Below are 12096 nucleotides of genomic sequence, written 5' to 3'. Positions count from 1 at the left end.
CTTGTCGAGAGGGTGGAGGATGGATTATCGAAAGGCAGATCAATTAAATAAAGAAGGCATTGAACTTGTCCAGCATTCTAGATTTCTTGAAGCCATCTCCCGTTTTGAACAAGCTTTAATGCTGCTCCCTGACAGTGCAATTCTATATTGTAACCTTGCAAATGCGCTCGCTGAATTAAATCGGCATGAAGAAGCTATTTTTTATTATAACCATGCACTGGAGGCGGAGCCGGATCATCTTGATTCGATTTATAATATGGCAAACTCTATGTCTTTTTTCGGAAATTCAGCAGAAGCCTTAGAATTATATAAAAAAGCAATCGAATTGGCTCCTACATTTCCTTCAGCGCACTTCAATATGGGGAATGAACTGAAAAGGCTTGAACGTTACAATGAAGCATTGGAGGCTTATGAAAAGGCCATTAAGGCAGATCCAACGCACTCCGGTGCTTACTTTAACAAAGCTATTGTATTGAGTGAACTGGGTCAGGAGAATGCTGCAATTGATTTCTATAAAATATCTATAGATCTGGACCCTGAAAAAGACGAAGCATTATATAATTTGGCAAACCTCATATATTTGCAAGGGAATTATAATGACGCTCTGACTTTTTATAACAAAGCTATAGAACTCAATCCCAAAGACCCGGATTACCATTACAACAAAGGGATTACGTTAATCAGATTAGGCTGGATTCCCGAGGCGGAAACCGAATTTAAAACGTACCGTAAGCTTCGTGCGGCAGAAGAATCTTCATGATACGGCATGCAGCATTTGTTTGCCCAGCCCCCTGCCGGGTAATAAAGAGCAACTACAGATTACGGGAGGGGATCGTATGGGTTTCAAATTAGGCGGGTTCGGGGATAAGCTGCAGGGGATGGTGGAGTCGGTTAAAAGCGGGAATGTCGGCGAGATGCTGCAGCATCTCCCTCTGGATCAACTGCCTTTGGATCAGCTGCTCGACAAGCTTCCTCTAGATCAATTGCCGCTGGATCAACTGCTTGAGAAGCTGCCGCTGGACCAGCTGCTGAACAATTCGTTTTTACAGAAGTTCACAGATTTTGCTTCCATTCAAGAACTGTTAAGCAACTGGGGGATTGGCGGCCATTCCGCTGAAGCGCTGCAATCGCTGCCGCAGGATCAGCTTAACGCCCATGTGCAGCAGACGACCTCGTTCGGTTCGTTCAAGGAAATGCTGTTGAAGGCCGCGGACGATGTGAAACAGGGGAAATAAGATAAGACAAAATCGTCTCATACGGTATGAGACGATTTTTTTGTAGTGGAGTTGTGGCGCTTTAGCCTTTATAATATGACGAGTATACAGAATAAAGGAAAAGGTGTTAAAAACTCATGAGCATACTAAACGTTGAGCGGCTGAGCCACGGTTTCGGCGACCGAGCGATTTTCAGCGACGTATCTTTCCGCCTGCTGAAGGGCGAGCATATCGGCCTGATTGGCGCAAACGGCGAAGGCAAATCCACTTTTATGAACATCATTACCGGCAAGCTTCAACCGGACGACGGCAAAGTCGAATGGGCCAAGCGTACCCGGGTCGGCTATCTGGACCAGCATGCGGTACTGCAGAAGGGACAAACCATCCGCGATGTGCTGCGCAGCGCCTTTCAATATTTGTTCGACCTGGAACAGGAAATGAACGATATGTACGGCCGGATGGGCGAAGTGACCCCGGAAGAGCTGGAACAGCTGCTGGAGGATGTCGGCACCATTCAGGACACACTGACGAGCCAGGACTTCTATATGATCGACGCCAAGGTCGATGAAACGGCGCGCGGTCTGGGACTTACGGATATTGGTCTGGATAAGGATGTCAACGATCTGAGCGGCGGGCAGCGGACCAAAGTCCTGCTGGCGAAGCTTTTGTTGGAGAAGCCGGACATTCTGCTCCTGGACGAACCTACGAACTATCTGGACGAACAGCATATCGAGTGGCTGAAACGGTATTTGCAAGGGTATGAAAATGCATTTATCCTGATCTCCCATGACATTCCGTTCCTGAACAGCGTGATCAACCTGATCTATCATATGGAAAATCAGGCGCTGTCGCGTTACGTGGGAGACTACGACTACTTCCAGCAAGTGTATGAAGCGAAAAAGCTGCAGTTGGAATCTGCTTTTAAACGCCAGCAGCAGGAGATTGCGGATCTTAAGGATTTCGTCGCCCGGAACAAAGCGAGTGTCGCAACGCGGAACATGGCGATGTCCCGGCAGAAGAAGCTGGACAAGATGGACGTCATCGAGCTGGCGAAGGAAAAACCGAAGCCGCAATTCAACTTCAAGGATGCCCGTACGTCCGGCAAACTGATTTTTGAGACAAATGATCTCGTAATTGGCTATGATTCGCCGCTGTCCCGTCCGCTGAACCTGCGCATGGAGCGTGGACAAAAGATTGCTCTTGTCGGCGCGAACGGTATCGGGAAAACGACGCTGCTGCGCAGCATTCTCGGCCAGATTCCGGCGATCTCCGGCTCCGTGCGCCTCGGCGACCTGCTGGAAATCGGCTACTTCGAGCAGGAAATGAAGGATGCGAATTATAACACCTGCATCGAAGAGGTATGGAACGAGTTCCCTTCGTTTTCGCAGTTTGAAGTCCGCGCGGCACTGGCGAAATGCGGCCTGACCACCAAACATATCGAGAGCAAGATCGCGGTATTAAGCGGCGGCGAAAAAGCCAAGGTGCGTCTCTGCAAGCTGATCAACCGCGAGACCAACCTGCTCGTACTCGACGAACCTACGAACCATTTGGACGTCGATGCGAAGGAAGAGCTGCAGCGTGCGCTCAAAGCGTACAAAGGCAGCATCCTGCTGATCTCCCATGAACCTGAATTCTACCGTGAAGTGGTTACCGAAACGTGGAACTGCGAGTCGTGGACGACAAAAGTATTCTAAACTTATATGGATGATTGCATGAGAAGCCGGCAGACGCCGGCTTTTTTATAACGGAAAATTACCTATGCTCTGGCTGCCGGGCGCGGGTATGCTTATAGAAAAAGGCAGGGGATGCCGAATGTTCGGTCAATTAAGCCGTTACGCCGTCAAGCCGGAGCTGTATGCGTCAAGTACGGCCAAGTTTTGGGATGATGCGCATATTTCAAAAGGAATGCTGGAAGCGCATTTGCATCCCGAGTGGGATGCCGCCAGCCGGAATTTTGCTTTCCTGGACCGGTCGGTACAGTGGATCGCATCGATCGCACCTTCGCTTGATTCGCCGGATCTGCTTGATCTCGGCTGCGGTCCGGGGCTTTATGCAGAGCGCTTCAGTGCCGCCGGGTATACGGTGATGGGCCTTGATTTCTCGAAGCGTTCGATTGAGTATGCTGTAGCGCAATCTGTGTTGAACGGAAGCGGGATCAAGTACAGCTATCAAGACTATCTGGATCTTGACCTGCCGGGACGCTTTGATGTCGTCACATTAATTTACTGTGATTACGGTGTACTTTCTCCCCTGGAACGCTTCAGACTGTTAGGAAGAATCCATGCCGCGTTAAAGCCCGGCGGGACTTTTATTCTGGATGTACATACGACTCTAAACCGTAAGGAAGAAAAGGAAACCCGGCAGTGGGAGTACCATGCAGACGGAGGCTTTTGGTCGGCGGAACCGCATATGTGCCTGAATTCGTTTTATCGGTATATACAGCAACAGACGGTTCTTGATCAGACCATTGTCGTTAACGATTCAAGCATTCAGTGTTACAACATCTGGGAACAATATTTCACCAAGGAATCCTTGTATGCGGAAATTCAGAACGTGGCGGAGTTCAGGGCAGCCGCTTTTTACGACGATATCGCCGGGGCGCCGTATACCGGAGACAGTTGCACGTTGTGCGCAGTGTTTACGAAATGATCTGAGTTTTGTTATAAAAAACAGCCGCATTCGCTAAGGAATGCGGCTGTTTGCCATTATGACTTCAGCCAAGAGGAGGCGAGCAGCAGCGCGCCTTTTTTGGCATTGGTTTCGGCAAGGACATTCAGCATTACGAAGTCGTGGATGATGCCCGTGAACCGCGCCGCCGTCACCGGCACGCCGGCTTCGCGCAGCTTAGCGGCATAGGCTTCGCCTTCATCGCGCAGCACATCGGCTTCCGCTGTAATGATCAGCGCCTGCGGCAGACCGGACAACTGCTCCGTGCTGGCCCGCAGCGGAGAAGCGGTAATCTCGGCGCGTTGACCGGAATCGGCCGTATATTGGTCCCAGAACCATTTCATGCCTTCGCGCTGCAGGAAGTACCCTTCAGCAAATGTGTGATAAGATTCGGTATCAAACGAAGCATCGGTTACCGGATAGAACAGCAGCTGCTTGGCAATGGCCGGACCTTTGCGCTCCTTCGCAAGCAGCGTGATGGCCGCCGTCATGTTGCCGCCGACGCTGTCGCCGGCCACGGTAAGCTGTCCGGCATCCAGTCCGAAGCTGCTGCCCTCGCGGGCAATCCATTCCAGTACGGCGTAAATTTCTTCAAGCGCCGTCGGATACTTCGCTTCCGGAGACAGGCTGTATTCGGGAAAAACAACCGCCATGCCGCTAAGTGTAGACAATTCACGGATCAGGCGGTCATGCGTATGGCTGTTGCCGAACACCCAGCCGGCACCGTGAATGTATAAAATGACCGGGAGCGGCGTTTGCTCCGTTCCCAGCGGCCGGAGGATGCGTATTTTAACTTCTCCGCTAGGTCCGCCAGCAACGGACAAGTCCCGGACTTCGGCTTCCGGCTTTGCGATAGCGCCGGATTGGACTTCATTCACCGTTTCCCGCCCTTTAACGGGTCCCAAGTCAGGCAGAAAAGGGGGCTTGGCATTGTCGTCGGCAAATTTTTGGGCGGCAGGTTCTAGCACAGGCTTTTTGTCAGCTTGCATTCATGATCGACTCCTTTAAAGTGGGGAATGGTTAGACAGGTTCCTCTTACCCATAACCATCTACGAGCCCTCTGAAACGGAGTAAACCGGCGGCAGATCCCGGCTATAGCGCCTGCTTTGTGCTGCCCTGGTCTGCCGTTTCTTCGGCTGGGGCTGGAGAATCGGCCGGTGTTCGCTTCCTCCAAACCACAAAGCCAAATACAGTAACAATTACGAGCGGATACAGAATCGCCCAGCCGGTAAACGGAAATACCGCAACGGTTGCGGCAAGCGAAACCCAACTGATGACGATACCCAATCGGCTGCCCTTCAATAGCCGGATGCCTGCGGCGCATCCGCCAATATACGTCAGGATGTACGTCGCGTTCGGGATTTGAATTAACGTCGTTAACGATAACCAGCGGCTGCCGTACAGGAACAGGACCGCCACGAAGCAGACGAACATGAAGCCCAGCGCGCCGGTCGGCGTATGATACCGCTTCGACAAGCTGCCCATCCACTCTGGCGCATTCCCTTCGCGGGCGAGAGCAAAAGCGACGCGCGAAGCGGCTCCGGAATAAGCAATGATCGTCGCCGTACAGATGAACATGCCGGTGACGCCGGCAATGGCGGCGCCGATGTTGCCAAGCGGTTGTTTGACAATCCAGATCAGGGAGGCGTCTGCTCCGCCATGCAGATAACTCTGCGTACCGACGGTGGCGAGCGCGGAGAGAAAATACAGCACGCCCACGATGATAGCAGCAATGGTCACACCTTTCACGGCAGCCCGCTGCGGGTCCTTAAATTCCTCCGACAGATGGGAGACCGCCTCCCAGCCGATAAAACACCAGAACAGAATCGCTGCCGATTGTCCTACGCTGATCCAGCCGCTGGGCATAAACGGTGTAAAATGATCGCTTTCGATCCGCGGCATAGCTGCGGCGATGGTAAAGATCAGCACGGCGATAATCGCGAGGACAACCGCGATCTGCACTTTGCCGGCCAGCTTCATTCCGCGCCAGTTGGTCAGAAGGCCGGCTGCCAGCATCAATCCGGCCAGCAGTATGCGCACGCCGTCGTTCCATCCCATGGCGGCCGTCAAATATCCCGCGCCGGTCAAAGCGGCTACCGGAGCGCCAATCGGCACGGATAGCAGAAAGAACCAGCCGACCAGCGCGCCGGTCCGCGGCCCAAAGGCCAGCGTGACAAAATGCGATACCCCGCCGGCGTTCGGGTAACGTGCGGACAACAAGCCCATGGATAAAGCCAGCGGCAAAATCAGCAGCGTCATGGCACCCCAGGCGAGCAGCGAGGCCGGTCCGGACATTTCCGCGGCCAGCCCCGGGACAATCAGCACACCTGAGCCAAGGACGGCGCCGATATATAAAGCGATGGCCTGCGGCATTCCGATGGTGCGTTCAAGCGATGGATGTTCCTTCATCAACGAATGTTCCCGCTTTCCTTGAAATTAGGTTTATAGTATCAGATAATAGATGCATTCGCTGAAAAAAGAAAGCATTATTCAACGTGGGGAAAGGGGGAGAGGCGATTGTACGCGCTGGAAGCGGATTATGGGGAAGAATTGGAAGCTTTTCTGATCTGGATGAAGGATGCCGGCTTTACGGCATATACCCAGAAATCGTATCTGGCCGACGCGCGGGAGTTTCTGGGCAGCCTGAACGGCAAACCGCTGGGAGCGGTCAAGCGGCTTCACGTCGTCTCTTACCTGACCTCGGTCCGTGAACGGGGCGTAAGCGATGCGACGCGCAACCGTAAGCATGCTTCCGTTAGCTGCCTGTTCAAAGCACTGCAGGAGCTTGAGCTGCTGGATGTCAATCCGGCGACGGGCATCAAGAAATCGAAAACCGAAAAAAACCGCGAACCGGTCTTTCTGGATGAAAGCGACCTGGAGCGGTTTCTGGGGGCCGTAAAGGGCAAATACCGTGCGCGCAATCTCGCGGTGTTTCTGCTTATGGCCTATATGGGGCTGCGCGTTGGCGAGGTCCATACGCTGAATTTAAGCGACTATAATGAAGAAAGGCGTTCGCTCCGCGTGTTCGGCAAAGGCCGGAAGTGGCGGAACGTGCCGGTTCCCGAGGACGTGTCGCCTTATCTGGAGCAGGCTATTGCAGAGCGTTTATCGCCATGGCGCAGCAAGGAGGAGGCGATGTTTGTCTCGCAAAAAAGCCGGCGCCTGTCAATCCGGACGATCCAGGGCATCGCATCCGAGACCTTCGCCCGCTTCCAGCAAGAAATACCGGAATCCCGCCGGAAGGCGTACTCCAGCCATAAGCTGCGCCACAGCTTCGCAACGATGCTGCTGCGAAAGGGGGCCGATCTGCGTACCGTGCAGGAGCTGCTCGGGCATTCGTCGATCCAGACGACGACGGTCTACACCCATATCACGAGCCGTGAAAAAGAGGAAGCGATGGCCAAACTGCAGGTCAGCCTGCCTGATCAGTCGCGATGATTCTTGAGTATGCGAAATTTAGCACAATTGGCGTTAGCTCCGTGTAATATTGCGAAAAATGTAAATAAATCCATTGGCAGCGCTATCGGATTCATGTTATTTTGGATTTGCAAGCAAAAAGGGGCCGAACTTTGTCACTTTGCGTGACATAAGCATCAGCCCCTTCGGTTTGTTTATTGACCACATAAGCCGTTTTCTTACAGCTCGAGTTTGCTGATCTCCGCTTTCAGCTTGTCCGCCGATTGCTTGAACAATGCTTGCTCGGATTCGCTCAGCGGCAGGTCGAGTACCTCGCGGACGCCGGAGCGATCTACGACGCAGGGAACGCCGAGATAGACGTCGGACACGCCGTGATAATTGGAGAGCAGGGTCGAAACATTCAGCACAGCGCCTTCGTTATGAAGGATGGCATCGACAATCCGGTCCAGCGCCAGCGCGATGGCATATGAAGTAGAGCCTTTGGCATTGATGATTTCATAGGCGGCATTTTTGGTGTCTTCAAAGATCTCATTGCGCACGCCTTCGTCGAAGCCAAGATCAACGCCGGCAACGTTCGCAAGGCTCCAGACGGGAACCTCGGAATCCCCGTGTTCACCGATAATTGAGCCGTGGATGCTGCGCGGGTCCAGTTCCTTGTGCAGTCCGATCAGGTAGCGGAAACGGGCGCTGTCGAGCACCGTGCCGGAGCCGATGACGCGTCTGCGGTCAAAGCCGCTGATTTTGAGCGTGGCATACGACAGGATATCGACCGGATTGGTAGCGATCAGCACGATGGCATGCTGGTTGTATTTTGCGATTTTCTGGATAATGTCCTTAAAGATCGAGATGTTTTTCCGTAAGAGGTCAATGCGGGTTTCACCCGGTTTCTGCGAGGCGCCGGCCGTAACAATGATAATATCGGCTTCGCGGCAATCCTCGTAGGTTCCTGCCCACAGCTTCACGCCGCCGACAAACGGCATGCCGTGATTCATGTCGAGCGCCTCACCGAGCGCCTTCTGGTGGTTGACGTCGATCAGGACCAGCTCAGGCATCCGTCTGCGCAAGAGCAGCGTATAGGCTGTGGTTGTTCCGACTGCGCCTGTGCCGATAACAACGACACGATTGGGCTTAAAAGGGGGGGCCATATTTCCATCTCCTCTACAAAATTCGAATTTTTTGTGTCGAATCATACTAATCATAATCGCTGGGATTATTGTTTTCAAGCAGGCCCGGTTCAATGCATCGTTGAAAAAGTGGATATGCTAAATGATGTTCTGCCATCCTTAATGAATGGTTCGGCATTGTCAACGTGGACTTCGGCCTTAGGCCGTTGATCACTTCATTATAAACCTGCAACCTCAAGCTGCTATTTATCTATCGACGGGAGAGAAAAAGAACCATGGATTTATTTCGCAAGAAGCCGCTGATTGCTCCAAAGCTCGGCGAGAACTCATCGCTGAGCAAAACGCTGGGCGCATTCGATTTGACAACACTTGGCGTAGGGGCGATCATCGGCACCGGTATCTTCGTCATGACCGGTGTCGCGGCGGCCGAACATGCCGGACCGGGCCTGGTATTATCCTTTATTTTGGCCGGAATTGCCTGTGTGCTGTCGGCGCTATGTTATTCTGAGTTTGCTTCAACGCTTCCGGTATCGGGAAGCGCTTATGCTTACAGTTATGTTGCGTTCGGCGAACTGCTCGCCTGGGTGCTGGGCTGGGATCTAGTGCTCGAATACGGCGTGGCGGCGGCGGCCGTCAGCAGCGGCTGGTCCGGATATTTCCAGGGGCTGCTCGACGGCTTTGGCATTCATCTGCCAACGGCCTTATCGGGTGCCTATAACCCGGACGCAGGCACCTACATCAATTTGCCTGCCGTGATCATCATTTTGCTTATCTCGCTCCTGCTTACCCGCGGGGTCAAAGAAACCGCGCGCTTTAACGCGGTAATGGTTGTCATTAAATTGGCAGTCGTGCTGCTGTTCATCATTACCGGCGTCTTTTATGTCAAGCCGGAGAACTGGCATCCGTTTCTGCCGTTCGGCATGCATGGCGTCGTGAACGGGGCAGCTACCGTATTTTTTGCTTACATCGGCTTTGACGCCTTGTCGACCGCGGCCGAAGAGGTTAAACGCCCGCAGCGGGACTTGCCGATCGGCATTATCTCTTCGCTGGCGATTTGCACTGTGCTGTATATTTCCGTATCGTTAGTATTGACGGGGATCGTCCCTTACCAAAACCTGAACGTCAGCGATCCGGTATCGTATGCGCTGCGGTTCGTGAATCAAGATATGATTGCCGGCCTAATCTCCGTGGGCGCCATTGCCGGGATGACAACGGTGCTGCTGGTGATGCTGTTCGGACAGACCCGTCTGCTATTTGCGATTTCCCGTGACGGCCTGCTTCCGCAAAGCCTATCCAAAGTCAGCGGCAAAACGCATACGCCAGTACGCAGCACCTGGATGGTTGGCGGAATCATCGCCGTACTGACCGGTTTCGTTCCGCTCGACCGCTTGGCTAACCTGACCAGTATCGGCACGTTGTTCGCCTTCCTGGTCGTTTCGCTTGGCGTCATCGTGCTCCGCCGGACATCCCCGGATCTGAAGCGAGGCTTCCGCGTACCTTGGGTGCCCGTGATTCCGATCCTTAGTGCGCTGGCCTGTGGATATTTGATGTATAATCTGGGAAGAGAAACATGGTACGGCTTTTTGATCTGGCTGGTTATCGGGATCGTCATCTATGCGCTGTACGGCTACAAACGAAGCAATTTAAATAAATAACCAAATATAGGTGAAGTTTGGAACTGTAGGAGCGCTAGCGTTCGCCTGAAAGCTATTCGTAGAAAAGCTCGCATCGGAAGCATATGCCGTTTCCGGATTTCATCCGCGAAAAGCGGTATATTCAAGAAATCTGGAAACAACAGCGACCGGAAGTCCAAACATTCACCGCAGCGCCGACCGAGCAATATAATAGTGATTTTAAGTTTATCTTAAATTACACCCACGAAAAAGGAGGAGAGGGAAATGCCCAACCGCATAGCATGCCGCAGGCTGATTTATGGGGCGGCTTTGTTTCTGTTCATTGTCCTTCTATCCTCCTGCTCGTCCGCCGCGACGCCGGAGCCGTCATTCACTCCGCAACCGACGGAGGCGCCGGCGGAAGGGCAGACGATTACCGTCATTACCCCGGATGCCAAAAATGTCGGTGATGAGAATGCGCCGAAATATCAGATTCAGACCCGGCTGACGGATTTTCATCTGCTGAACGAATCCATCGGGCTGGCCTGGGGCGTCACCAAAAGCGAGCTGCGGCTGTACATGACCCGGGATAACGGCAGCACTTGGACCAACATTTCGCCGTCCCCCAATGTGCAGTTTCATGCCGATCCGGTGTACGGGCAGGAGCTTTTTTTCACAGATCCGTATAATGGCTGGATCGTACGCAGTGCGTTCGGCATGACGGAAACGGTAGTGCTGCGGACAAATGACGGCGGGCGGACCTGGAAGGTTACGTCCTTCCCGGATGCGAACACGATATCCTCGCTCTATTTTTTATCGCCTCAGCGGGGATGGCTGATGACCGCCTGGGATAGCAATGCGACCAAAGAAAGCAAGGCTCTTTACTCCACAGCTGATGGCGGGGCGACCTGGAATCTGGTCATGCAGAATGAACAGTACAATCCAAATATCCCGAATAATACGGTGCCGATGGCCGGCGTAACGACCGGCATGATCTTCCGGAATCCGCATTACGGACTCGTGACGCTGCAAACCGGCGCGTTGCCGAAGCTTTACAAAACCTCTGACGGCGGAGCCACCTGGAGTCAGGGAGCCGAATTCCTGGTCAATAAGCAGCTGGAAGGCTGCGATAAGGTGATTACCGGGGAACCCGAATTTTTTGACAAAGACGGGCTGACCGGCTGGATGTCCGTCGGTTGCCAACTGGACAAGAAGGAGACGGTTACATACCATGGTTACTTCACAGCGAATGGCGGCGTGGACTGGAAGTTTGCTCCGTTCGGCCTAGGGGCGATCTCCGGCATTAACCGCTTCATTGCCCCCGATTTCTACAATTTGCGGACAGGCTGGATTCTGATCGGGAATCGGATCTACCGGACACTGGATCAGGGGGCAACCTGGACGGTACTGCCGCCGAGCAATGTCCTTCAGGCTAAACTTAAAGATTATCCGGAGATCGTAAAGCTGCAGTTCATTTCGAGCCAGGTGGGCTGGCTGCTGATTGAAAAAGAAGAGGCCCGCAAGTCGATCCTATTGCAGACAACCAACGGAGGCGTCAGCTGGCGCATCATGTAACAGGCTAATTCAAGTAGAGTGGGAACCGCCATAAGGCGGTTCTTTTTTGTACATTTATGTTTAGCCCGGCAAATTTGACAATTTAAAAACTTACTTAAAATTTTCTCGAAATGTGAAAAAAATCACATGACAAACCTCCTAACCTGTGATACATTTAACACATAGAAAGCAAGTTACTTTTTTCACAAACTTTTAACTACAAGAGGAGCGATTACCATGACATTCGAAACGGATTATGTAACCAGAAACCTGCTGCAATTGTGCTACAACTGCGATGATGCGCATCTGTGCGAGACGGAAGAACAATGCAGAGCTTGCTGGGCAGAGAACGGAATGCTGCCGGAAGAAACAGACGAAACCAAGCACTTTCTTGATCTTGTACATGCGTAATAATTCCTATCCTGCAAATAACAAATGACCGCTGCCAACTCAGCTGATGAGTAGGGGCGGTCTTTTTGCGTGTTCAATAATTTCGTAGACGAATGA

At 52.7% G+C, this 12096-nt stretch carries 11 protein-coding genes; 8 read left to right on the top strand and 3 right to left on the bottom strand.

Features of this window, described 5'->3' with window-relative positions:
• Positions 1–19: 19 nt before the first annotated feature.
• The 4 genes from BMW84_RS05440 (at position 20) to BMW84_RS05425 (ending at position 3863) form a co-directional block, all read left to right on the top strand.
• A complete protein-coding gene (locus BMW84_RS05440; RefSeq protein ID WP_091065275.1) occupies positions 20–760 on the top strand; it encodes a tetratricopeptide repeat protein in 741 nt (246 codons plus the stop codon).
• A gap of 76 nt (positions 761–836) precedes the next feature.
• Positions 837–1235 carry a hypothetical protein gene (locus tag BMW84_RS05435; RefSeq protein WP_091065273.1) on the top strand — a complete coding sequence of 133 codons (399 nt, stop codon included), beginning with the start codon at positions 837–839 and terminating at the stop codon, positions 1233–1235.
• Between the two features lie 116 nt (positions 1236–1351).
• Positions 1352–2908, top strand: a complete 1557-nt coding sequence (locus tag BMW84_RS05430) for an ABC-F family ATP-binding cassette domain-containing protein (protein WP_091065271.1) — start codon at positions 1352–1354, stop codon at positions 2906–2908.
• A gap of 118 nt (positions 2909–3026) precedes the next feature.
• Entirely contained in the window at positions 3027–3863 is an 837-nt protein-coding gene (locus BMW84_RS05425; protein ID WP_091065270.1) for a class I SAM-dependent methyltransferase, read from the top strand.
• Between the two features lie 56 nt (positions 3864–3919).
• Here the strand turns inward: BMW84_RS05425 and BMW84_RS05420 are convergent, their stop codons facing one another.
• A complete protein-coding gene (locus BMW84_RS05420; protein WP_091065268.1) occupies positions 3920–4870 on the bottom strand; it encodes an alpha/beta hydrolase in 951 nt (316 codons plus the stop codon).
• Positions 4871–4973: 103 nt separating this feature from the next.
• Positions 4974–6290, bottom strand: coding sequence for an APC family permease (locus tag BMW84_RS05415; RefSeq protein WP_091065267.1), 1317 nt, complete (start codon positions 6288–6290; stop codon positions 4974–4976).
• A 108-nt stretch (positions 6291–6398) separates the two neighbouring features.
• On the opposite strand from BMW84_RS05415, the gene BMW84_RS05410 reads away from it, so the two are divergent.
• The gene (locus BMW84_RS05410; protein ID WP_091065265.1) at positions 6399–7319 is read left to right on the top strand and encodes a tyrosine-type recombinase/integrase; all 921 of its coding nucleotides are present in this window, start codon (positions 6399–6401) and stop codon (positions 7317–7319) included.
• A gap of 197 nt (positions 7320–7516) precedes the next feature.
• On the opposite strand, the gene BMW84_RS05405 is transcribed toward BMW84_RS05410, so the two are convergent.
• The gene (locus BMW84_RS05405; RefSeq protein WP_091065264.1) at positions 7517–8443 is read right to left on the bottom strand and encodes an L-lactate dehydrogenase; all 927 of its coding nucleotides are present in this window, start codon (positions 8441–8443) and stop codon (positions 7517–7519) included.
• A gap of 254 nt (positions 8444–8697) precedes the next feature.
• Between BMW84_RS05405 and BMW84_RS05400 the strand changes: the two genes are divergently transcribed.
• From BMW84_RS05400 to BMW84_RS24690, 3 genes are all read left to right on the top strand, one after another.
• Positions 8698–10077, top strand: coding sequence for a branched-chain amino acid transporter BcaP (locus tag BMW84_RS05400; RefSeq protein WP_091065262.1), 1380 nt, complete (start codon positions 8698–8700; stop codon positions 10075–10077).
• A 243-nt stretch (positions 10078–10320) separates the two neighbouring features.
• Entirely contained in the window at positions 10321–11610 is a 1290-nt protein-coding gene (locus BMW84_RS05395; RefSeq protein WP_091065259.1) for a WD40/YVTN/BNR-like repeat-containing protein, read from the top strand.
• A gap of 216 nt (positions 11611–11826) precedes the next feature.
• The gene (locus BMW84_RS24690) at positions 11827–12000 is read left to right on the top strand and encodes a hypothetical protein (protein WP_175498684.1); all 174 of its coding nucleotides are present in this window, start codon (positions 11827–11829) and stop codon (positions 11998–12000) included.
• Positions 12001–12096 lie beyond the last annotated feature (96 nt).

The organism is Paenibacillus sp. NFR01, assembly GCF_900111565.1.
GTDB lineage: Bacteria > Bacillota > Bacilli > Paenibacillales > Paenibacillaceae > Paenibacillus_AQ.
Note: the sequence above shows the minus strand (reverse complement) of the source record. Positions and strands in the feature narration are given on the sequence as shown.